The following is a 23,790-nucleotide window of genomic DNA, read 5'->3' as shown; positions in this document are numbered from 1 at the left end:
ATTGTTACAGGCTTTAGCTGCGTTCTTCCCAAACCATGCATAAATGCAAAATGGTTTCCACTGCCTTTTGCATGTCCTGCACCGATACCCACTCATGCTTGCCATGAAAGGCATGCTCCCCGGCAAAAATATTAGGAGTAGGCAGGCCCATAAATGAAAGCCGTGATCCATCTGTTCCTCCCCTTATGCTGCAAAGTTTGGCATCAAGCCCTGCACGTTTAATGGCTTCCATGCCGTATTCAACAATTTGAGGGTGTTTATCCAAAACGCTTTTCATATTGCGGTATTGAGGTTTAACCTGTAGCTCGTACGATGAACTAGGGAAGCTTTTTAATACAGCCCCAGCTACCTTACGTATCACATCAGCCTGTTCAACAAGTTTTGCATCATCAAAATCGCGGATAATAAAATCAATACTGGCTGTTTCTACATGCCCTTCAACGCCAACAGGGTGTACAAAGCCCTGCATCCTATCCGTTCCCTCTGGCGAAAGTTCAAAAGGCAAAGCAGCAATAATTTGACCGGCAATTTTTATGGCACTTTCCATTTTTCCTTTGGCAAAGCCAGGATGCGAGCTAACTCCTTTTATAATCAGTTTGGCACCATCTGCAGAAAAAGTTTCATTCTCCATATTGCCCGCGCTTTCGCCATCCATGGTGTAACAGGCATAGGCACCAAGCTTGTTAATGTCAACGTGGTCAACACCGCGGCCTATCTCTTCATCGGGGGTAAACAATATTTTTATAGTACCATGTTTTATTTCTGGATGATTTACCAATTGATAGCAGGCGTCCATAATTTCGGCCACGCCGGCTTTATTATCAGCTCCCAGCAAGGTGGTTCCGCTTGCCGTAACTATGTCATTTCCAAACTGGTTCTTTAAGTCAGGATGTTCGGCCATCCTGATTATTTGCGATGGATCATCAGGTAAAATAATATCATCACCCTGATAATTTTTATGTATTAAAGGCTTAACTCCTGTACCGCTGCAATCGGGAGCGGTATCCATGTGCGAACAAAAACAAATTACCGGAACACTTTTCCCAACATTTGAGGGGATTGTTGCGTATAAATAACCAAATTCATCCAGGTGCGCATCCGTGATGCCGATGGTTTGAAGTTCGGTAACTAGCAATCGGCCAAGATCCTTTTGCTTTTCGCTAGAAGGAATGGTAACAGAACCAGGATCAGATTGAGTATCGATAGTGACATATTTTAAAAATCTGTCGGTAACAGTGAAATTGAACAACGATGATTTAACACTCATGATAGACATTTTTATAGATAATTTTTCTATTTTTGAAACAGACCCTAATATTGTAAATATTGATTAACTTTTAACGTTGAAGAAGTATATTTTATTTGTTACTGTGCTGCTGGCAGCCATTAGCGCAAAAGCACAAAGCGGTTATAACTATTATGAGTGGGGTTGGGGAGCAGATGTAAGTTATGAACGCGGATACACTAATATAACCAAGCAAAATAGCCATGTTGGAGCTAATTTGAATTTAGTGTACAATTATAATCCTTATTTGCCTATTACTGCCGAACTTCAGTTTGGACAGTTATCTGGTGGCGGGCTAACTACCAACCTTGACCCTTTTGGTCGTAAATACACCAACAACTTTAAAGCGTTAATTGTTCATGCTGATGTTCAACTTGGAGCAGCAATTGACTATGATGGCAGCTGGGTTTTAAATGCCTTAAAAAACTTTTATGCCGGTACCGGTTTTGGTATAGTTATAAATAGCAATAAGGTACAACGTACCAATGTTATTGCTGCCAACGGACCGCTTTCTTATGTTTTCCCCGGAAGAGATAACAGCATAAGTCCAGCTATACCGCTAAGATTTGGTTATGAGTTTAAAATATACGATGATTATAACCAACCAAGCTTCGCTATTGATTTGGGCTACGTACATAGCTTTGTGTATGGCGAAGGACTTGACGGATATAATGACCCGGGTAGTAAATTCAAGAACGATTCGTCGGATCAATACCGACAAATTACTATAGGCTTTAAATATTACTTTGGTAATACTGTTTCTTATATTAAGCAGATCAGAACATTCGGTTATTAATATAAATTGAATATTGAAGAACTTCGGGATTATTGCCTGCAAAAAGCAGGTGTAACTGAAGGTTTACCCTTTGGCGAGGATACCCTTGTTTATAAAGTTGGTGAAAAAATATTTTTGCTGATAAGTATAAGCAAGGGTAACCGCTTTAATGTAAAGTGCGATCCGGAACTGGCTGTTGAACTTCGTGAACAGTTTACCGAAGTAATTCCGGGCTATCACATGAATAAAAAACTGTGGAACACCGTTTACATGGATGGTTCTTTAACCATAAAGCAGCTGCATGAAATGATTGACCACTCATACGATTTGATACTTAAAAGCCTTCCTAAAAAAATTCAGGAGCAAATAGCAACAGGTAGTTTCTAATTGCCTTTGTTATTGACTGCCCATAGTTATATTTGCCAAAAGCTTTTTAATGAAGAAGATTCTATTTGCATCCATAATTAGTTTGGCGTTTTTACAGGCTAAGGCTCAACTTACTCCCTTTGAGCTAAGTAAGGATAAAAACTATACCGCTACCTATAACGAAATAATTACCTATTACCAGGAACTGGGCAAGCATTACCCTCAGCAAATGAAGCTGTTCAACTACGGGACAACAGATGTTGGTAAGCCATTAACTTTGGTAGTTTTATCGCGAGATAAGGTTTTTGATCCATCGCTCATCAAAAAAGAAAACAAAAGAATCTTACTCATCAACAACGGGATCCATCCCGGCGAGCCCGAAGGTATTGATGCCAGTATGATGCTTACCCGCGATCTGCTTAAAAAAAATGCCTTACCCAAAAATGTAGTGCTTTGCTTTATTGCCGTTTATAATATTGACGGATGTTTAAACCGCGGACTAAGCCGCATTAATCAAAATGGCCCCAGAGCTTATGGTTTCAGGGGTAATTATCGTAACCTGGATCTTAACCGCGATTTTATAAAGGCAGATAGCAGAAATGCCCTTGCTTTCGAAAAAATATTAAACACCTGGAATCCTGAAATATTTTTGGATAACCATACCAGCGATGGCGCCGATTATCAGTATGTAATGACACTGATCGAGACGCAAAAAGACAAACAAAATCCTATTCTGGCTAACTATACTTCCAAAACACTATCGCCATACATGTATGCCTACATGAAAAAGAGTGGTTATGAAATGACCCCTTATGTGGAGAGTGAAGAAACAAGCCCGGACTCAGGCATTGTAAGCTTTTTAGAAACACCACGCTTTGCAACCGGCTATACCTCACAGCATAACATTATTAGCTATATTACGGAAACACACATGTTAAAACCATTTGACAAACGCGTGTATGCTACTTATGATTTCATGCAGGGCATGATAGACATTAACGAGCGCGATGCGGTTTTAATAGGAGAGCTTAAGCATAAGGCAGATGAACAGGTTGAGCAGCAAAAAACCTTTGCCTTAAACTGGGATGTGGATAAAGATCATGTGGATACCCTGACCTTTAAAGGTTTTACTGCAGGCCATAAAACCAGCGAAGTAAGCGGATTGCCACGTTTATATTATGACCGGGATAAGCCGTATACCAAAACCATAAAGTATTACGATAATTATAAAGTTACCGAATCAGTTGAAAAACCATTGGCCTACGTTATACCGCAGGCATGGGGAAAGATTATAGAGCTTTTTAAGCTGAACAATGTAAAAATGCACCGCCTGGAGCATGATACTTCGCTTGATTTGCAGATGTATTACATAGGCGATTATAAAACTGCGCAAAGACCCTATGAAGGGCATTACCTGCACAGTGATGTTAAGCTGAACCCTGTTGATACTAAGGTGAAATTTTATGCCGGTGATTATGTGGTTTATACTAACCAGTCTCTTAACCGTTATATTGTTGAAACGCTGGAACCACTGGGAGTTGATTCTTTTTTTGCCTGGAACTTTTTCGACTCTGTTTTAGGTGAGAAAGAATATTTTTCGGACTATGTATTTGAAGATGTTGCTGCCGAACTTTTAAAAAACGATCCGGAACTAAGGAAAAAGCTGGACAAAGAAAAAGCGGATAATCCTAAACTGGCAAAAAGTGCATCAGCGCAATTAAACTTTGTTTACCGCAATTCACCCTATTTTGAAAAAACTTACCTGCGCTATCCTGTAGGCAGAATACTCACTGAAACAAAACTCGACCTGAAATGATGGAATACCTGATGATGGCGCCTGTAGCGTCATTCATATTTGCAATAACCATACTTACTTCTGTAATGGCATTTTCAAATGATAATTTGTATGCCAATTTAATCCTCCATCCTTATAGCGTATCGCGCAGGCACCGGGTTTATACAGTAATTACCAGCGGACTAATCCATAACGATTGGATGCACCTGTTTTTTAACATGCTATCGTTTTATTTCTTTGCTTTCCGCCTGGAACCATTGTTAGGACACTGGCAATTTGGATTATTATACGTTGTAAGCTTAATACTAAGTGATTTACCAACTGTGTATAAGCACCGCAATGATGACTGGTATCATAGCCTGGGCGCTTCGGGAGCAGTAAGTGCTGTGATATTCAGTGCTATTCTGTTTAATCCACTGGATAGAATGATGATTATGCCAATCCCAATTGGTATACCCGCAGTAATATTTGGTGTGTTATATCTGGTTTATTGTAATTATGCCTCCAAATACTCGCGCGACAATATTAACCATGATGCGCACATGTTTGGTGCTTTAAGCGGCTTACTGATTACCATTATCCTGCAACCTCATGTGGTGCACAGCTTTATAGAACAAGTTACCGCGGGAGTTCAATCTCTGACGCACTAATCAGGCTGCCATCGGCTTTAAATAAAAAGCTCATAGGTTTTTCGGGGTTCTTGATAATTTCTAACAGCAAGAATCCCCAATTTTTCCAAAAGCTTTCCAGCACCTGGCCAAAGGTTTTGCCAACCCAATGGTCAAACAATGGCTTGCTGCTCATGCCGCGCAGTGGCATTGCCTCAATATAAATATCATCGGCTACAGGTAAAATATTATACTCAGGCAAGCGATTAAACAGGTAAGCCGAGTAAAACACCCGTCCGCAAAATTCTTCAAACTGAATAGGGTGCAATACCTCGTTTTCAATTTTCTGTAATATCTCCTGGTGATAATATTTATTGGCGCCATTATCCTGCAAACAAATAATCAACCCAAAATCTTTTATGCGCAGTGAAAAGGTCTGCGTATTGATCTCATCGCGATAGCCAAACTCTTCAGGGTTGTTATCAACCTTAAATAAAAATATGCTGTAGGGCTTAAAATCTTCGAACGTTATAGGCAAATTAAGGCTTTGCAGCATTAAATGCAGGTTGCTGAACTTATGGATAATAGATTGCGAAATATTAAATTCCTCGCCCTGCGAATGTTGTAGTTTAATGCCGCTTTGTATCTCGTTAAAAATAATTCCGTATAGCAATTTACCTGCCCATTGAAATAGCTTTAGCTCATCCAGCTCTTTAACGGCATCGTAGCCAATTTTAAAAGCAGCAGCAATTTCTGCTTCTAATGGTTCAAGGTAAGTTTCATTAATGTGTGCGGCGCAGGGTATTTTAATATCTTTATAGGTAGCCATGCTTTCGTCGAGCATTTTAAAGGGCATATCTTCCAGCTTGTAACGGCTCATTAGCCATTGCGGAAAAACCTGTATCTTTTCTTCTTCGGTAGTTAACGTTTGCCCGGTTAAAAAGCAGTTGCGGTTGCTAAAGTTAAAAGCAGTAAACGGGTTATAAATTTGTTCCGGCATGGGCGCAAAGATAAGCATCAAATCCGGCAAGAAAATTTTAGCTTTGAATTTAACATGATACTGACTTTCCAACCCTTCGAACTGCTGCTCAGGCACACTTTTACCATTGCGAAGTTTTCGCGCACCTCTACCCCTGTAATGCTGATACAGATTGAGCATGAAGGATATACCGGTTATGGCGAAGCATCTATGGTGCCCTACATGGGCGAAAGCTATGAAAGTGCCACCACTTTTTTAAATAAGGTTGATGCCCGGCAGTTTAAATATCCCTTTAATTTTGAAGAGATTATGGCCTACCTGGATAGCATTGCTCCCGGTAATCCGGCTATAAAAGCCGGGATTGATATTGCCCTGCACGATCTGGAAGGTAAACTGCAGCAAAAGCCCTGCTGGCAAATATTGGGTAGCGATCCTGCTAAAATGCCTTTAACCAGCTTTACCATTGGCATTGATACGCACGAAGTGATCATCCAAAAAGTAAAAGAAAACCCCGATTGTAAAATTATAAAAGTGAAGCTTGGCCGGGATAGCGATAAAGATTTGATCAACACTATCCGTACCGTAACTGATTTGCCGCTGTTTGTAGATGCCAACCAGGGCTGGACAGATCTGCAACAAAGCTTGGACATGACCCACTGGCTATATGAACAGGGCGTACTGTTGATAGAGCAACCCATGTTAAAAACTGACCCTGATAGCAACGCCTGGCTCACCGAACGCAGCCCCATACCTATTATTGGCGATGAATCGGTACAGCGATTACCCGATGTGGCCAAAGCCAAAGGGGTGTATCATGGCATCAACATTAAGCTGATGAAATCTGCCGGGATGTATGAAGCCCACCAGATGATGCTCAAAGCCCGTGAGCTGGATTTAAAGGTAATGATAGGCTGCATGAGCGAAACCAGCTGTGCCACCCTTGCCGCTGCTGCCCTAGCCCCGCAATGCGACTGGGCCGATCTGGATGGTCCGTTTTTAACCAGCAATAACCCCTACCTGTTACCGGAATTTGTAGATGGTAAATGGGTATTGAATAATGAAGCAGGTTTGGGACTTACGCTGATACCATAATATCAAATATTATAAGCGTCATTGCGAAGTACGAAGCAATCTCTAAACTGTACAGGGCGAAGAGAAAAGTAACAGACCTGCATTGCCGATCTGCATAGCATAGAGATTGCTTCGTACTTCGCAATGACGATTGGCGAGATAATGTTTTAGCTAACTTTATTATTAGTACTAACTAACAGGTTTGTTGTCATGCTATCCATTAAAATTACTGAAATTAGTACTCATGAAATCATTGTTTACAACTGCTTTTATAGCATTAATCTTCGTAGTGTGTACGTCTTTTCAGCCAGATAATGAATGGACGCCTTTGCTGGACAAAACCTTATCGAAATGGGAAATTTATCAGAGTTTTAAATTCCCGGAAGGGTATAAAGGCGTAGCACCGAAAGATGCTGACGGAAATGACCTTAAACCAATTGGTTACAACATTAATAAAGACCATGTGTTTTCTGTAATTATGCTGGATGGCGACCCTGTGCTAAAAATTGATGGCGATATTTACGGCTGTGTATTCACCAAAGAAAGCTTTAAAAATTACGATTTGAAGCTGAAAATGAAATGGGGTACCAAGAAATACACGCCCCGTTTAAATGAAGATAAAGATTCAGGCGTATTGTACCATTCGCAGGGGCCTTGTGGTGTTGAATACTGGCGCACCTGGATGCTGTCGCAGGAGTTTCAGGTTACTGAAAAAGGCATGGGCGATTACTGGTCGCAAGCCAGTTCACGATCAGATATAAAGGCAAGAAAAGACGGCAACAACTATTACTTTGATAAAAACGGCACCCTGATGGCTTTTGGTTCAGGCACCGGCAACGGTAACTTTTGCCACGCCGGCGAAGATGCCGAAAACAAGAACGGCTGGAACGATATTGAGTTGATTACCTATGGTGATAAAAGCATCCGCATAGTAAATGGCAAGGTAGTTATGGCGCTATCAAACAGCCGTTACATGGTGGGCAACGAAGCCAAACCCCTGGTTGAAGGCAAAATTCAGATCCAGAGTGAAGCCGCCGAAGTTTACTACAGGCAAATCGAAATAAAACCCATCAACGCTATACCTGCGGAATATGCAGCGTATTTTAAATAAATGTATTTCTCTTTTGTCATGTTGAACGAAGTGAAACATCTTCTTCGCTGAATAAGTCTGCTGCATACCTATCTAATGAAGAAGATCCCTCTTTCATCGGGATGACAAAGGGATCTTCTGTAAGTAATAGGAGAATATGGAATAGGATATTCCTATCTGAATTTATCTTTCAGCGCGGCCAGTTTAATGGCAATATCAGTTTCATGCTGCGGCTCTGGCTTGCGGTTATTGTTGGCCGGGCGGTTGTTGTTATTGTTTTGCGGCCTGCGGTCGTCGGTTCTTCTTTCAGCAGGTGCGGTACTTTTGTCGCCATCTTTCATGGATAGGGCAATACGTTTGCGGTTAACATCCACATCGGTCACCGTTACTTCAACCTTTTGATGAACCTTTAATACCTCATTAGCATCCTTAATAAAGCGGTTGGTGATCTGGCTCAGGTGCACCAATCCATCCTGGTGAACGCCGATATCAACAAAAGCGCCAAAGTTGGTAATATTGGTTACAATGCCGGGCAGCTTCATGCCTACCTTTAAATCGGTAATAGCATTTACGCCATCGGTAAAGCTAAAGGCCTCAAATTGCTCACGCGGATCACGACCGGGTTTAGCCAGCTCGGCCATAATATCGTTCAGGGTAGGTAGTCCTACAGTGTCTGAGGTGTATTTTAGTAAGGGGATGCTTTTACGCAGCTTATCATCGCTCATTAACTCTTTTACAGAGCATTTAAGGTCACTTGCCATTTGCTCCACCAAAGGATAACGCTCCGGGTGCACAGCGCTGGTATCCAGCGGATTTTCGGCATGATGGATGCGCAGGAAGCCTGCCGCCTGCTCAAAAGCTTTATCGCCCAAACGAGGCACTTTCTTTAACTGATCGCGGCGTTTAAAGGCACCATTTTGGTTGCGGTACTCCACAATGTTTTGTGCCAGTTGCGGCCCTAAACCGGATACATAGGCCAATATTTGTTTTGATGCCGTGTTCAGCTCCACACCTACTGCGTTTACGCAGCTCATTACGGTATCATCCAATGAGGTTTGTAACTTATTCTGATCCACATCGTGCTGATACTGACCAACGCCTATTGATTTTGGATCGATTTTTACCAGCTCAGCCAATGGATCCATCAGTCTTCTGCCGATAGATACTGCACCACGTACGGTAACGTCTTTATCCGGGAACTCCTCACGGGCAACTTCTGATGCTGAGTAGATGGATGCACCGCTTTCATTAACCATCATAATGGCTACGTTTGGCAGGTTAAGGTTACGTACAAACACTTCTGTTTCGCGGCCAGCGGTACCATTACCAATAGCAATAGCCTCAATATTATATCTTTCAAAAAGATGTTTGGTAGTTTTCTCTGCTTCTTTGGCTTGTCCGGCACCGGTATGCGGGAAAATGGCCGTGTATTCCAGCAGCTGCCCTTGCTCATCCAAACAAACCACTTTGCAGCCAGTACGGAAACCGGGGTCAATAGCCATGGTACGTTTCTGACCAAGCGGAGCACCTAACAATAACTGGCGGGCATTTTCAGCAAATACGCGGATAGCCTCTTCGTCGGCATTCTTTTTAGTAAACAGGCGTACCTCTGTTTCCATCGATGGTTTCAGCAGGCGTTTGTAACCATCGGTTATAGCTTGCTTTACCTGGTCGGCACTCGGGTTGTTGCCAACTACAAAAGCTTTCTCCAGCAATTCAATTGCTTCATCTTCTTCAGGCTTCAGATCGAGCCATAAAATTTCTTCCTTTTCGCCACGGCGCATAGCCAAAACACGGTGCGATGGTGCCGTTTTAACCGATTCCGACCAATCAAAGTAATCTTTGTATTTAATACCTGCATCTTCTTTACCTTCAACCACTTTTGATTGGAAAATACCTTTTTCTATAAACAGGCTACGCATTTGGGTGCGTACCTCAGCATTTTCGCTTATAAACTCAGCAATAATATCCCTGGCACCGCCCAAAGCCTCTTCCAAACTTTTAACGCCTTTTTCTTCATCAATAAATTTGGTGGCTTCCAGTTCTACATCTATTCGTTTTTGCTCCAGCAGCAAATCGGCCAAAGGCTGTAAACCTTTTTCGCGGGCAGTGGTAGCACGGGTTTTTCTTTTAGGGCGATATGGAAGGTAAATATCTTCCAGCAATACCATTGTTTCGGCTTCGTTTATAGCCTTTTCCAGTTCGGGCGTTAGTTTGCCCATATCGGTTAGCGATTTCAGGATAGCTTCACGGCGTTTATCCAGGTCACGCAGTTGCTGCACCCTGTCGCGTATGGTAGTTACCTGTACCTCATCAAGGGTGCCGGTAACTTCTTTACGGTAGCGGGATATGAACGGAACGGTGGCACCTTCATCAAGCAAAGCAACTGTTGCGCTAACCTGCTTCTCGGTAATGGAAAGCTCGGTAGCTATTTTTTTATCGTGATTGATCATAAACAAATTTGGATTGCGAAGTTGAGTAGAATTGAGTGGAATTTCAAGCACAGGTTATCAACAAAAATGTAAAGCTTTTTGAAACCTTGCGTCTATTATCACGTAGTTGTTAAAAAACATAAAAATAATTATTCAGAAGCAAATTGCTGCTATGAAATGGCTTGTGCCGATCACAATCTGAACAAAACGATGCAAATTTACAATATCTTTGCCATTGATGACAAGTACACCTTTTTTACAGGCAATTTCAATAAGTAAAATCTATCCAGGCGCACAGAACTCGGGCGTTAAAGAAACAGATGTTACCATAAATCGCGGCAAAATAACCGCCATAATAGGCGAAAGCGGCAGCGGGAAAAGCACTTTACTCAAATTGCTTTATGGCTTGCTATCGCCGGATACGGGCGAGGTAAAGTTTAGAGGCGAACGCATTTGGGGCCCGGCAGAAAAACTGATACCTGGCCATGATGCCATGAAAATGGTTACCCAGCAAACCGATGATTTAAACTTGTATGCAAAGGTATGGGACAATATTGCCATAATGCTACCCCATACCGATCTGAAAGCGAAGCAGGAGAAAACCGAAAAAATAATGCATCAGCTTAAAATGACCAGCATGGCTGATAAGCAGGTGGCTAATTTAAGCGGTGGCGAAAGGCAAAGGGTGGCCATAGCCCGCGCTATTATTGTAAACCCGGAAATTTTATTGCTCGATGAACCTTTTAACCAGGTAGATACTTCGTTTAGGGAAGGTTTGCAGCAGGATATCAGGCAGATAGTAAAAGATACCGGCTTAACGGTAATTATTGTATCACATGACCCGGCCGAAGTGCTTTCCATGGCTGATGAACTTATTGTATTGAAAGAAGGCAGGATCTTAGAAGCAGGCGAGCCTAAAACGCTCTATCAGCAGCCTAAAAACCTGTACACCGCCAAACTGCTTACCAACTGTACCGTTTTAACAAATGGGGAAGCCAGAACCATCGGCCTGAAAACAAAATCAGATCATGTGGTGATTTACCCTGAGTGGATAGAAACCACTAAAAGCTGGACACATAAAGACTGGGAAGTGAAACAGGTACTGTTTAAAGGTTGCTATGAAGATTTGCTATTGGCAAACAAAGGCATAACCATACGCGTGCTGAATGACCAGTTTGGTAAATATAAAGAGGGAGATAAAATCAATCTTAAATTAAATAAGTGGCTGGAGTATTAAAATAATGGCCCAGCCTCCTTAATATTCCCTGTTCAAATGCTTATAGATTATACCAGATCTTTTAGGTGCTTGTAATTAGCTTTTACGGTATCCAACACCTCGTCCATACGGCCATTGAGTATCAATTTGGTCATGGACAGGGCCATTCCTTTTACCTGTTCAAACTCAATTTTAGGTGGCATAGCCAGGGCATTAGGATCAGTCATAATGTTCACTAAAGCAGGGCCGTTAAACATAAAAGCTTCTTTCAATGCCTGCACCACATCATCCGGATCGGTTATAGTGATGCCTTGCATTCCCATGGCTTTAGCCACCAGTGCGAAATCGGGGTTTTGCATATCTGTTTGCCAGTCGGGCAGGCCGGCAACTTCCATTTCCAGCTTTACCATCCCTAGTGAGCGGTTATTAAACACAATTATTTTTATCGGAAGTTTGTATTGAGTTATGGTTGCCAGGTCGCCCAACAACATGGATAAGCCGCCATCGCCACAAAAAGCAATCACCTGCCTGCCAGGGAAGGCCAAAGCCGCGCCGATAGCCTGCGGCATAGCATTAGCCATGGAGCCATGATTAAATGACCCCAGCATTTTACGTTTGCCTGTAGCCGTAATATAACGGGAACCCCAAACGCAGCACATACCGGTATCAACGGTGAATATGGCATCATCTTTAGCTAACTCATTTATCTGGCTGGCCACATATTCGGGGTGAATCATTTCTTTATTGCCGCTGTCTTCCACATAGGTGTGCATCTTTTGCTTTACTTCATCATAAATCTTTAACTGGGCCTTTAAAAAACTGGCATCGGTTTTTTGTTTAATTAGGGGGAGCAGAGCGGTTAAGGTGTCCTTTACTGATCCGCATAAACCCACATCAACCTTTGCCCTGCGGCCAAGGCGCTCCGGCTTAATATCAACCTGCACTATTTTGCAGTTGGTTGGCATAAACGGTGTGTACGGAAAATCGGTACCCAACAGAATCAGCAGGGTTGATTCGTGCATGCTATGGTAAGCGGCGGGTAATCCCAAAAGTCCTGTCATACCAATTTCATTTGGATTATCATACTGGATATCCATTTTGGCACGAAAAGAATAGCCCACAGTTGCTTTTATCTTTTGAGATAACTCAACCACTTCATCATGTGCTTCGGCGGCACCTATACCACAAAATATGGTGATTTTATAATGCTGATTAATCAAATCAGCCAGTTCTTTTAAATCCGTTACTGATGGTTTTATTTCGGCAGTATTTTTAAAAACCTGCTCGGAGGTGGTGATATCTTCGGCATCCATTCCGGTTAAATCGCCAGGCAAGCCAACAACCGATACGCCTTTACGATGAATAGCAGTTTGAATAGCCGCCTGCACCATACGGGGCAACTGTTTGGGTGTAGTAGCAATCTGGTTGTAATAACTGCAATCGTCAAACAACTTAATGGTATTGGTTTCCTGAAAATATTCGGAGCCAAATTCAAAGCTGGGTACGGTTGAGGCAATGGCTATAACCGGCGCACCTGAACGGTGAGCATCATACAATCCATTTATTAAATGTACATGGCCCGGACCGCTGCTACCCGCACAACAGGCTATGCCGTTTAACTGTGCTTCGGCCCCGGCGGCGTATGCCCCAACCTCCTCATGGCGAACGTGTACCCATTGTATACTGCCTTCGCGGCGTACTGCATCGTTTACATTATTTAAACTGTCGCCGGTAACGGCATAAATTCTTTTTATTCCCGCTTTAACCAGCATTGCTACCAATTGGTCGGCCACACTTTTTGCCATAATGAAACTGTTTTATAGCCAAACCAATTAACTGGCATAAGAGTTTTAAAAATTGTAAATTGGCATAAAAAAATTATGGGCCGTATTGTTATAGTAGCCTACAAACCCAAGCCGGGAAAGGAGCAGGCTTTAAAAGAGCTTAGCAAAACACATGTTTCACGCCTTAAAAATGAGGGGCTGGTGACCTACCGTGAGCCTGTTATTGCAGAGACTGCTGACGGTACTATTATTGAAGTTTTTGAATGGTTAAGCGACGAAGCCATACAAAATGCCCACACAAACCCCGCGGTTTTACAAATGTGGAGTGAGTATGCAGCAGTTTGTGACTACGTACCGCTCAATACTTTAGCAGAGAGCAGCAATATGTTTGCTGAGTTTACGCCGGTCGATTAATTCTCCAACTCTACCCAGTTACCATCTTCTTTGATGATGTTAATCAATTCATCAAGGGCTTTGGTTGAGTTAATGTTTTTCTTTACCGCTTCTTTGCCGCGATAAAGGGTAACCTTATCTGTGCCCGAACCTACGTAACCATAATCAGCATCAGCCATTTCGCCTGGGCCGTTTACTATACAGCCCATGATGCCAATTTTGAGTCCTTTTAAATGACTGGTTCGGCTGCGGATCATTTGGGTGGTTACCATTAAATCAAACAGGGTACGGCCGCAGCTTGGGCAGCTGATGTATTCCGTTTTGGAAATGCGCGAGCGGGTAGCTTGTAAAATACCAAAAGCAGTAGAGGTGATTGCTTTAGTATCTATTTCTGGCACATCTATCCATATCCCATCGCCAAAGCCATCAACCAGTAAAGCACCAAGATCGGTTGCAGCATATAATTGCAAGTTGGTTATAGCCGAAACATTAGCTTCTGCATCAAAAGAATAACTTCTTTTGATGATAACCGGAACATCCAAGCCTAACTCCTCTATTTTGAAGAAGAATTGACGCTGATCGGCCATGCCGTGTAGTTCATCCGTTTCTAAAACAAATACCAGCGACTGGCTAAAAGGCAAGGCACCAAATTCATCCGATTCTATATCAGCAGGTTTTATTAAAACCAGGTTTAGTGCAGATGAACGGTCTGCATCAGCATTAATATATTCTGCTAAGGTAAACAGCGGATGGCACATGGTTTTATCCGCCAGTTTTTGCCATGTTTTGTAATTATAAAGCTGTTTAAGGTTGCCGGGGAAATTAAAAGAAGGTAGTTCGTCAGCCAGGTAAACAAAATCAACCGACTGATCGGCCATGTTGTATTTATCCAGCAGTGCCGAATACAGGTAACCTGCATCATTCAAAACAGCAGGGTCTTTCAGGTTCTTTTTTGAAAGATCAATTACCACCCTTGGCACCATGTGCCCACCAATAAAGGCATTAGCCTCATAAGTATGGCGGCGTTTGTACTCGTAAGGGTTGTGCGTTTTCAGACCATGGGCCATGGACCATGGTCCATGGTCTTTTTGGGGTTTCTGACTTTCGACTAAAGACTTGCGACTCGAATATCGCTCTACCAAAGCAATAGCCACTGGTGCTTCTGCTTCGGGTTCTTCTGTTAAGGAAACGCGTACGGTATCACCCAAACCATCTTCCAGTAAAGTGCCTATGCCTACAGCAGATTTAATGCGACCATCTTCGCCATCACCGGCTTCGGTTACGCCCAAGTGCAGCGGATAATTCATGCCCTCAGCAACCATGGTTTCTACCAGTAAACGATAAGCCTGCACCATTACCTGCGGATTGCTTGATTTCATGCTGACCACCAAATTGTAATAATTCAGCGTTTCGCACATCCGCATAAATTCCATGGCCGATTCTACCATGCCCTGCGGGGTATCGCCATAACGGCTCATGATTCTGTCGCTCAGTGAACCATGATTGGTGCCGATGCGCATGGCTGTGCCATATTCTTTACAGATTTTTACCAGTGGTGCAAACTTCTGGTAAATGCGCTCCAGTTCGCCCTGGTATTCGGCATCGGTATAATCCAGCTGGTCGAATTTCTTTTTATCGGCGTAATTGCCTGGGTTTACACGTACTTTTTCTACTATGCGTGCCGCTACTTCTGCCGCGTTGGGTGTAAAGTGAATATCGGCAACCAATGGCGCAGTATAACCACGCTGACGCAATTGTTTTTTAATTTCGGCAAGATTTTGGGCCTCTTTGATGCTGGGTGCAGTGATCCGTACATATTCGCAACCAGCTTCAATCATCCTGATAGACTGTTCTACGGTACCAATGGTATCCATGGTATCAGTGGTCGTCATGCTTTGAATACGGATGGGGTTGTTGCCGCCCATGGGTACATCACCAATGGCAACTTCACGGGTAACAAAACGCGAATATTCGGTTAAAGAATTACAGTAACGGCCTTGCAGCAATTTAACAGCATCAGTATTCATCAGTTGATGGCTTTTTATCCGTTGCAAAAATACGAAATAGGATGGATGTTATAATGACGGAAATGTAAAGGTTTCAATCTGGTCTGTCAACTTAACTCCCCAACCCATTCTTTTCAAAATACTTTTTTACCAGTAAATTGATAAACCGTTTCAAATAACCTTCATTTAAAAACGTGTTCGACCAATTATCGAACCTGCTGCATTGGATGCCGAGATAAAAGAAGTAAAGGCTAACACCCAGCATGGGAATAATGCGCTTTTCTTGATCGCTTATTTTAGTGATGGATTCATATCCGTTTAAAAAAGCTTCGGTTTTTTGTTTGCATTCGGCCTCGTCTTTTTCGGTGCTGCTAACCTGTAAAATATAATAGGCAATATCAAAGCAGAGCCAGCCGTTGCCGCAAAAATCAAAATCAAAAAGGGTTATGCCTGCATCTTTATCAATGCTCATGTTATCAAACCAGATATCCATGTGCGTAGCTCCTCGCCTTAATTCGGCAGTGTTAAAATGCTCAAACTCCTTTAATAAATACTGCCGGGCCATCACCATAAAATCCATTTCTGGATTACCATACGGTAGGAATTTTTTAAGCTGATTAAATGAATCTTCTAAAATAACCTTAGCTGTATAATCAACCCGATCTAGGTTTAAATTCAAGGTAACCTGGTGCAAACGAGCCATAATTTCGCCTGCTTTGTAGTGGAGTTCTGCCGGGAAATTCAGCAGTTTTTCGCCTTTGGCAAAAGTGAATAAAACACCAAAGCGCTCGCCTTCGGGTGCATCAAAGGAGTGGATATAGTTGCCCTCCCTATCGGTTAAAGGATATGATACCGGGATACTATTATCTTTCAGCAGATTAAGGAGTCTGATTTCTTCTTCTATTTCTTTTTCTGTTCGCCAGTTCAGGCTATAAATCCTTAATACATATTTGTCTTCGCCATCTGTAATCAGGTAGCTGTCGTTAATGCCTGTTTTTAACAAGCGGCAGGTGGCTTTTGTACTTAAATTATACTGATTCTGTGCAAAATTACAAAGATGTGCAGCCGAGAGCGTGGAGTTGGTTACTGGGAAAGGATTCACAATGCAAAATAAATGTTGTTGCGTTAATAAGAAGTGATATTATTAAAAAGAAATAAAAAATATTTATGGAAATGGCTATTTATAGAATAAAAAACTAATTTAGTGTCGATTATACAGTTATTGCCTAAATAGACACATATGCTAATTAAAAAAGCTCTTTTGCAAAGAACCTTAGGTTTACTTTGCTTGTATTTTATTGCTTTACTGCCCTTTAAAGGATATAGCCAGGAGGCAAGATCTATTGCAGATTTTGATAAAGACTGGCATTTCCATCTGGGAGATGTAAATGACGGACAAACCACAAGTCTTAATGATGCCAGCTGGCGCCTGCTTAACCTCCCGCACGACTGGAGCATTGAAGGAAAATTCAGTAAAGATAACCCAGCCACTCCGGAAGGTGGTGCATTACCGGGAGGTATTGGCTGGTACCGTAAAACATTTACCGTTCCGGCATCATCCAAAAACAAACTGGTTTATATTGATTTTGATGGTGTATACCAAAAAAGTGATGTATGGGTAAACGGACATCATTTGGGTTTCAGACCTAATGGATACATCTCTTTCAGATATGAACTAACCCCTTACCTGAATTTTGGCGGCAAAAATACCATTGCTGTTAAGGTTGATAATTCTGTACAACCCAATTCTCGCTGGTATTCAGGTTCTGGTATTTACCGTAATGTGTGGTTGGTTACCACCAATAAAACGGCGATTGACCACTGGGGTACTTACGTAACCACTCCGCAAGTTGATGAAAAATCGGCAAAGGTAAATTTTGAAATAAAAATCAGAAATGCGGAAGGGCAAAAGCTTAGTTTAAAAACAGTTATCGAAAATCAAACAGGTGAAGTTGTTTCAGAAGGCAGTTTGGATGATGTAGTTCCATCAAAAGACTCATCTGTTATAGCTAAACAAGTATTTACGGTTGAAAATCCTGTTTTATGGTCTGTTGAGCGGCCGTACCTGTATAGGGTGATTACAAAAGTATTAGTAAACAGTAAAATTGTTGATGAATACACCACCCCGCTCGGCATCCGCTATTTTAATTTTGATGCAGATAAGGGCTTCTCCTTAAATGGCAAGCCACTGAAAATTTTAGGGGTTTGTGATCACCATGATTTGGGTAGTTTGGGTGCTGCTGTTAATACCCGCGCATTGGAGCGCCAGTTGCAGATTTTAAAGGCAATGGGCTGTAATGGTATCCGTACCTCACATAACCCACCTGCACCTGAGTTGCTTGACCTTTGCGATAAAATGGGTTTTATTGTAATGGATGAGGCCTTTGATTGTTGGGAATGGGAAAAAGTTAAATATGATTACCACCTGTATTTTAAAGAGTGGCACAAACGCGATTTAGAGGATCAGATATTACGCGACAGGAACCATCCAAGTGTTATAATCTGGAGTATTGGTAATGAAATTCCTCAACAAGGTGATTCTACTGCTTTGCGTATTGCACCTGAGCTGGCCGGAATAGTTCACAGCCTGGATACAACAAGACCTATTACAACTGCTAATGATCGTCCTGATACCAGTAATAAGATCATTAAATCGGGCGCTATTGACCTGGTTGGTTATAACTATCATGAATTTGATTATGCTAAATTTCATGCCCGTTACCCAGGCAAAAAATTTATAGCAACGGAAACTACTTCAGGTTTAGAAACCCGTGGACATTATGATATGCCTTCGGATAGTATAAGAGTTTGGCCTTCACGTTATGATAAGCCGTTTACAGATGGCAACAAGGATAACAGTGTGTCTGCCTATGATAACGTTCGCCCTGCCTGGGGTTCAACCCATGAAGCTACCTGGAAGGTGATGAAAAAGTATGATTTCCTTTCGGGGATGTTTATCTGGACAGGGTTTGATTATTTGGGTGAACCAACACCTTACTCTTGGCCATCGCGCAGCTCTTACTTTGGTATAGTTGATTTAGCCGGATTCCCTAAAGATATCTATTACATGTACCAAAGCGAGTGGACAAATACCCCGGTATTGCACATTTTACCTCACTGGAACTGGACACCGGGTAAAACCGTTGATGTTTGGGCATTTTATAACCATGCTGACGAAGTGGAACTGTTCCTGAACGGAAAATCATTAGGCGTGAAAAAGAAAACAGGTGATGATCTGCATGTAATGTGGCGCGTAAAATATGAGCCGGGAACGCTTAAAGCCGTATCCCGTAAAGATGGCAAAGTAGTTTTAACCCGCGAAATTCACACAGCAGGTAAACCAGCTAAAATTGAATTAATAGCCGACCGGAAAAATATCAAAGCCGACGGTAAAGATTTATCCTTTATCACTGTAAAAATATTGGATAAGGACGGAAATTTAGTTCCTGATGCTGATAACCTGGTAAACTTTGAAATTAACGGCAGCGCCTTTATTGCAGGTGTTGATAACGGCGATGAAGTTAACCATGATTCATTCAAGGTGAACTATCGTAAAGCTTTTAATGGTTTGGCACTGGCAATAGTTCAAACAAAAGCAAAAGCAGGCAACATTACTTTTACAGCAACATCAAAAGGATTGCAACCGGCAAATATTGTTTTGCAGGCTAAGTAAAACCCAGCCATTTTATATTAAAGGAGCGCTCTGCATTGCTGAGCGCTCCTTTTTTATAGGTTGAAGAGATTATATTCCAACCTTACCAAATACATGTGCGCGGTATTCCGTTCCATCGAACTATATAACGGAATCCGGTAAGAGAAATCTAACCGGATTAAACTATTAAATATCAATTGCACCGCCGGTGCCACATCCAGATAACTTTGACCATAACCGGGATTTGTTTTTCCTAAAAACTCAGCATACAAATTCAAATTAGTTTGACTATAGCTCTTGTAGTGAGTAGGTAATAAAAGATATCCTGTTGATAAGGAATAAGCAATAGCATCTTTAGCATTATCAATCGGTAAATGATTATCGCCTGCATTGTCCCATGCGTGCAGGTAACTAACCGACCCTGATAAAGCGAGTTTATGCAATAGCTGGGTGAAAATAAAGCCACTTTGCAGGCCCGAATTATCACCCTCCAGGGTTATTTCCTGGTTAACTATGGGGTTGTTGATGCTGGATAGTTTGGTGAAAAACGCGCCGCGAAAGTGTTTTTGAACAGAATCAACTGATAAAAAACGATACTTGGCGTAAACACTGCCTCCTTCAAAATGTTGCTGGCCTTCATAATAATCTGATACATATACAGAACCATGCAGCATCAGGTTTTTATTGGCACCGTACATTACTTCAAGCGTTGTTCGGTTTTTATAATCCGGCTTAAAAAATCCCTGGTTCTCCAGTCTTATCCCTAACGAGTTAGTGGCCATATTGCTGGCCGGTTCGGTATTTACATATAGCTCCTGCGAAAATGCAGGGCAAGCCATGACACCAAGGCCAATAGCCAGTAATAAATGCTTCATCATAAAAATAAGGAAGTTTTATATGGCTACGTGATAAATACGACCACCATTAGCTGGTGCTGTATCAGTAGTTTGACCAAGATATTTTTTAGAGACAGATCGCGGAGCAAACCCCTTATCAACAATGGTAACTGCAACTTCACCGCTTAACGATTTGTCGGTACCATTCATCAACCGGAAGGTATCTGAACCATAACTAAAGGCGTTGTTATTTATATTAACACCGTTGAAGTTAAAAGTGGCCTTTAAGCTATTTACAAAGAAACCAGCATCCTGAACTTTTTTGCTGATCAGATCAAAATTTACAGCTTCGCCACTTTTAAAGGTGATGATAAATATATTGCGCATTAGGTCGGTCTTTATGTCGCCAACAAAAGGAAGTGTTTTAAGTGATTTTTCGGTAGCTTTTGAGCATAAAGCACAGGTAAGTCCGCTAACTTGTAGTTCCGCTTTGGTAAACTGGGCATTGGCAATGCCTGTTGTAAGGGTAAGAAATAAGATAAATATTTTAAGGGTTTTCATTGTTATCAAAATTAAATCATAAAAAATTAAACTATAGGGTTTATTTTATCTGCCGTGAGGCTTTGATTTATATTGATCAAATACGGAAAACACAATTTTTAAGGTAGATTACAGGTCCGTTAAATAAATCATCAGGAGGATGCTTATTAAAGCTTTTTTCGTCAATGGCTTTATTTAAGGAAAAATGGAAATCGGAAAATGGGACTTTGGGCGTAAGAAATGCAACCGTTTTTGTTAAAAACAATTGTGATTGCGCCTGGTGGGCATCTTTAACTTTTACTTCGATATGCTTATCGTGGCAGCAATTCATTTTACATACCGCAAACGTACCGGAGCTTTTTAAAGGGGAATTGATGCTTACTGAAGTAATATCAGTGCAGCAGTAATGCAGGTTAAGTGCAAAGCCGGTTGCTGTAATTACATACAGAACCACTAAAAATAAAGCACTTAATTTTTTGAACATAAACAAAAGTAGTGTTTAACCTGTTGATTTCAAACAAATACCATATAAAGTAAAAAGCCTTCTGTTTTTGCAGAAGGCTTTTTACTTTATATAAAGGCCAATCAATTAAGCGCCTTTTTCATCATCAGGGGTAGGGAGACTAACAATTTTGAAAGCTACATTACCATTTGGATCAGTAACTTTTTCATAATAGATATCGTTTGGAGATACATAGTATTTTTTACCGTTTAATGATACCTTATGGCAACCATCAGGCAATTCATTAACAATATCACCAACCTGTGGAGCAGCTGATTTAACAGCAGCATTAGGATCAGTTGTATTTGCATCGGTATTTAAAACACCATCACGACCGGCAACAACATATATCTTTTTGCCTTTATCATCTGTAGTTTCTTTGTAGTAAACGCCACTAGCTTCATAATACTGAACGCCGTCAATTTTAATAGCTTGCGCGTTAGACGGAAGCTCAGGAATGCCTGCACCAATAGGAGGAGCTGTTACCTGATAACCACCATTATCATACGGGGTATAAAAAACACCACCATAATAATAGTACAGGTCAGATCCCCAGTAGAATGGGTAATAACCAAATGGCAATATGCCTACATAAAAGCCCCAGTGCGGATATCCGTAATAACCAAAACCTGGTCTGTAAAATGCACCGCCATGGTAACCAACGCCTGCAAAATAACCAGAGCCTGATCTGTAACTGCCAACGCCTGTAGTACGGGTTAAAGAGCCGCCACGGTAAGCTCCGCTAAAGCTGCCACCGCCACCTCCGCCGCTCAGGTGCATACCACCACCGCCGCCACCATGAAAACCACGTTGAGCGTTTGCGGTGCTAACCATCATTATTGAAAATAGCCCGACTAAAAATAAGCCAGAACCATATTTAAACAACTTTTTCATATTTTATATTAAATATACGTATTAACAGATTTTTATTATTTTAAGTATAAGTACTTGTAAATAAAACTAAACACTCATTAGACGGAAAATAATGCCGAAGGTTTAATTTATTTTTTACTTTTTTTAATTAAGTGTTTAACCACCATATGCCTACAAATCTATATACAATGTACGCATAAATCGCATTAGATTTTCATTAGAATTACGGATTTTACGCACTTGTTACAATCAATTTACCCTATTTTAATAAATCCGGGTGGGAAATTGAGTTTAAATGTGCTGCCTGTGTCTTTTTTGGATGTTACCTCTATTTTGATTTGATGAAACTCGGCTATTGATTTTACAATCGGCAAACCGAGGCCAAAGCTGTCTTGTGAAAGCGATTGCCGGAACTTTTTAAACCGGTTAAAAATGAAAGGGATTTCACTCTCCCCAATTCCAATGCCGGTGTCAATTATACTTACCGAAAAAATATCATGCTCATTATGAGCAACAACATGTATGCTGCCGTTTTCCTTGTTGTATTTTACTGCGTTGTTAATGAGGTTGAAAAATAAATTAAAAAGCAAAAATTTATTCACTTTAGCCAATTGCCAGTTAGCAGGTATCGCTGTTTCGAAGCCGATGTTTTTGTCTTGCAAACGAATGGAAATTTCGTCATAAACCTCTTGTATAAGCTCAGCAAGTGGTAAACTATCTTCTTTTAAAAACTGTTCGTTTTCAATTTGCGATATCAACAATAAGGTTTTGGTAATGCTTTTTAGCCGGTTTAATATTTTTTGCATCTCCAGCATGCGGGTCTTAACCTCATCAGAAAAATCCTCCTGCTCAAACATGTTTTCAATCTTTGATTGAAGGATAGATATAGGCGTCATCAGTTCATGCGATGCATTTGAAATAAATTCCCGCTCTTTTTGAAAAGTGCTTTCAATGGTTTCAATCATCTTGTGAATGCTGATATCCAGATATTCAAAATCAGAAGTGCTGGTTTTTACCTTATCGTACGAGCCAAAATTGGGAAATTTGTGGCCTATTAATTTTGTTTTAATAATTAAGCCCAATGGCCTTAGTACATAGTTTGAGTAAACCTGATCGGCCATAATGGTTAGCAATATCATGCCCAATAATACCTGGAAAGCAATGTTTTGAAGTGGTCTGGTAGTTTCAGTTATAGCATCAACACTAATGGCTATTTCCATCAGATATTTTTTATGTTCGGCATTAAAGTTATGGCTAAGTATCCGGTATTCAATAGTATCGCCCTGTATTAGCCGCTTTTCGTTTTGAATAGTATCTAAAAACTCAATCGACGAATCAACCCCAATACTTACATAATCTTCTTTTAGCGGCGTATAGTAACTGGCATCGCTATAGTTTTTTATCCCCTGTACATTTATAATTTGCAGTAATTTATCTTTTTGCTTGCGCAGCTTTGCATCCGTGTAATTTTGATTGATAATTTTAATCAGCGTAGGCAATAAGGCAACAAAGATGGTTACGATTACCAACTTGGAGAGGGCATTAAACAGTGTGAGTTTAGTTTTTAGTTTCAAATGTTTAGCGCTT

Annotated in this window: 20 protein-coding genes; 9 read left to right on the top strand and 11 right to left on the bottom strand. The window is 41.2% G+C overall.

Going from position 1 to position 23,790, the window contains the following annotated elements; translation table 11 throughout:
* Positions 1–13: 13 nt before the first annotated feature.
* A complete protein-coding gene (gene pepT, locus JN11_RS13545; protein ID WP_144913353.1) occupies positions 14–1,267 on the bottom strand; it encodes a peptidase T in 1,254 nt (417 codons plus the stop codon).
* A gap of 76 nt (positions 1,268–1,343) precedes the next feature.
* Here pepT and JN11_RS13540 point away from each other — a divergent pair, with 76 nt between their 5' ends.
* Genes JN11_RS13540 through JN11_RS13525 form a run of 4 tightly spaced genes read left to right on the top strand, consistent with a single transcriptional unit; the run spans position 1,344 to position 4,871 of the window.
* Complete coding sequence (locus JN11_RS13540) at positions 1,344–2,081, top strand: hypothetical protein (RefSeq protein WP_144913352.1); 738 nt, start codon at positions 1,344–1,346, stop codon at positions 2,079–2,081.
* Between the two features lie 6 nt (positions 2,082–2,087).
* A complete protein-coding gene (locus JN11_RS13535; protein WP_144913350.1) occupies positions 2,088–2,447 on the top strand; it encodes an MmcQ/YjbR family DNA-binding protein in 360 nt (119 codons plus the stop codon).
* Between the two features lie 49 nt (positions 2,448–2,496).
* Positions 2,497–4,242, top strand: coding sequence for a M14 family zinc carboxypeptidase (locus JN11_RS13530; protein ID WP_144913348.1), 1,746 nt, complete (start codon positions 2,497–2,499; stop codon positions 4,240–4,242).
* On the top strand, positions 4,242–4,871 hold the full coding sequence (locus JN11_RS13525; protein WP_144913436.1) for a rhomboid family intramembrane serine protease: 630 nt from the start codon (positions 4,242–4,244) through the stop codon (positions 4,869–4,871). The genes JN11_RS13530 and JN11_RS13525 overlap by 1 nt, the downstream gene beginning before the upstream one ends.
* On the opposite strand, the gene JN11_RS13520 is transcribed toward JN11_RS13525, so the two are convergent.
* A complete protein-coding gene (locus JN11_RS13520; RefSeq protein ID WP_144913347.1) occupies positions 4,840–5,829 on the bottom strand; it encodes a hypothetical protein in 990 nt (329 codons plus the stop codon). The genes JN11_RS13525 and JN11_RS13520 overlap by 32 nt on opposite strands.
* Before the next feature lie 54 nt (positions 5,830–5,883).
* Between JN11_RS13520 and JN11_RS13515 the strand changes: the two genes are divergently transcribed.
* A complete protein-coding gene (locus JN11_RS13515; protein ID WP_144913345.1) occupies positions 5,884–6,900 on the top strand; it encodes a dipeptide epimerase in 1,017 nt (338 codons plus the stop codon).
* Between the two features lie 223 nt (positions 6,901–7,123).
* On the top strand, positions 7,124–7,990 hold the full coding sequence (locus JN11_RS13510) for a 3-keto-disaccharide hydrolase (RefSeq protein ID WP_144913343.1): 867 nt from the start codon (positions 7,124–7,126) through the stop codon (positions 7,988–7,990).
* A gap of 152 nt (positions 7,991–8,142) precedes the next feature.
* Here JN11_RS13510 and JN11_RS13505 read toward each other — a convergent pair whose 3' ends face one another.
* Positions 8,143–10,422 carry a Tex family protein gene (locus tag JN11_RS13505; protein ID WP_144913342.1) on the bottom strand — a complete coding sequence of 760 codons (2,280 nt, stop codon included), beginning with the start codon at positions 10,420–10,422 and terminating at the stop codon, positions 8,143–8,145.
* Between the two features lie 217 nt (positions 10,423–10,639).
* Between JN11_RS13505 and JN11_RS13500 the strand changes: the two genes are divergently transcribed.
* Positions 10,640–11,638 (top strand): ABC transporter ATP-binding protein, encoded by a 999-nt coding sequence (locus JN11_RS13500; RefSeq protein ID WP_144913340.1) that lies wholly within the window; start codon positions 10,640–10,642, stop codon positions 11,636–11,638.
* A gap of 47 nt (positions 11,639–11,685) precedes the next feature.
* On the opposite strand, the gene JN11_RS13495 is transcribed toward JN11_RS13500, so the two are convergent.
* The gene (locus JN11_RS13495; RefSeq protein WP_144913339.1) at positions 11,686–13,422 is read right to left on the bottom strand and encodes a thiamine pyrophosphate-dependent enzyme; all 1,737 of its coding nucleotides are present in this window, start codon (positions 13,420–13,422) and stop codon (positions 11,686–11,688) included.
* A gap of 75 nt (positions 13,423–13,497) precedes the next feature.
* On the opposite strand from JN11_RS13495, the gene JN11_RS13490 reads away from it, so the two are divergent.
* Positions 13,498–13,815 carry a putative quinol monooxygenase gene (locus JN11_RS13490; protein WP_144913337.1) on the top strand — a complete coding sequence of 106 codons (318 nt, stop codon included), beginning with the start codon at positions 13,498–13,500 and terminating at the stop codon, positions 13,813–13,815.
* On the opposite strand, the gene ispG is transcribed toward JN11_RS13490, so the two are convergent.
* A complete protein-coding gene (gene ispG, locus JN11_RS13485; RefSeq protein ID WP_144913335.1) occupies positions 13,812–15,821 on the bottom strand; it encodes a (E)-4-hydroxy-3-methylbut-2-enyl-diphosphate synthase in 2,010 nt (669 codons plus the stop codon). The genes JN11_RS13490 and ispG overlap by 4 nt on opposite strands.
* 91 nt (positions 15,822–15,912) lie before the next feature.
* Complete coding sequence (locus tag JN11_RS13480; protein ID WP_144913333.1) at positions 15,913–16,902, bottom strand: phosphotransferase; 990 nt, start codon at positions 16,900–16,902, stop codon at positions 15,913–15,915.
* Between the two features lie 138 nt (positions 16,903–17,040).
* On the opposite strand from JN11_RS13480, the gene galB reads away from it, so the two are divergent.
* Entirely contained in the window at positions 17,041–19,473 is a 2,433-nt protein-coding gene (gene galB, locus JN11_RS13475) for a beta-galactosidase GalB (protein WP_144913332.1), read from the top strand.
* Positions 19,474–19,526: 53 nt separating this feature from the next.
* Here the strand turns inward: galB and JN11_RS13470 are convergent, their stop codons facing one another.
* The 5 genes from JN11_RS13470 to JN11_RS13450 form a co-directional block, all read right to left on the bottom strand.
* Positions 19,527–20,330, bottom strand: a complete 804-nt coding sequence (locus JN11_RS13470) for a hypothetical protein (RefSeq protein WP_144913330.1) — start codon at positions 20,328–20,330, stop codon at positions 19,527–19,529.
* Positions 20,331–20,345: 15 nt separating this feature from the next.
* Positions 20,346–20,849, bottom strand: a complete 504-nt coding sequence (locus JN11_RS13465; protein ID WP_144913329.1) for a heavy-metal-associated domain-containing protein — start codon at positions 20,847–20,849, stop codon at positions 20,346–20,348.
* A 76-nt stretch (positions 20,850–20,925) separates the two neighbouring features.
* Positions 20,926–21,312 carry an HYC_CC_PP family protein gene (locus JN11_RS13460; protein WP_144913327.1) on the bottom strand — a complete coding sequence of 129 codons (387 nt, stop codon included), beginning with the start codon at positions 21,310–21,312 and terminating at the stop codon, positions 20,926–20,928.
* Between the two features lie 105 nt (positions 21,313–21,417).
* Positions 21,418–22,224 (bottom strand): DUF6515 family protein, encoded by an 807-nt coding sequence (locus JN11_RS13455; RefSeq protein ID WP_144913326.1) that lies wholly within the window; start codon positions 22,222–22,224, stop codon positions 21,418–21,420.
* 233 nt (positions 22,225–22,457) lie between these two features.
* Complete coding sequence (locus JN11_RS13450; protein ID WP_144913324.1) at positions 22,458–23,777, bottom strand: sensor histidine kinase; 1,320 nt, start codon at positions 23,775–23,777, stop codon at positions 22,458–22,460.
* Positions 23,778–23,790: the final 13 nt, after the last annotated feature.

Origin of the sequence: Mucilaginibacter frigoritolerans (assembly GCF_007830615.1) — a bacterium.
Lineage (GTDB): Bacteria > Bacteroidota > Bacteroidia > Sphingobacteriales > Sphingobacteriaceae > Mucilaginibacter > Mucilaginibacter frigoritolerans.
The sequence above is the reverse complement of the archived record's forward strand: the minus strand, read 5'-3'. Positions and strand labels throughout refer to the sequence as shown.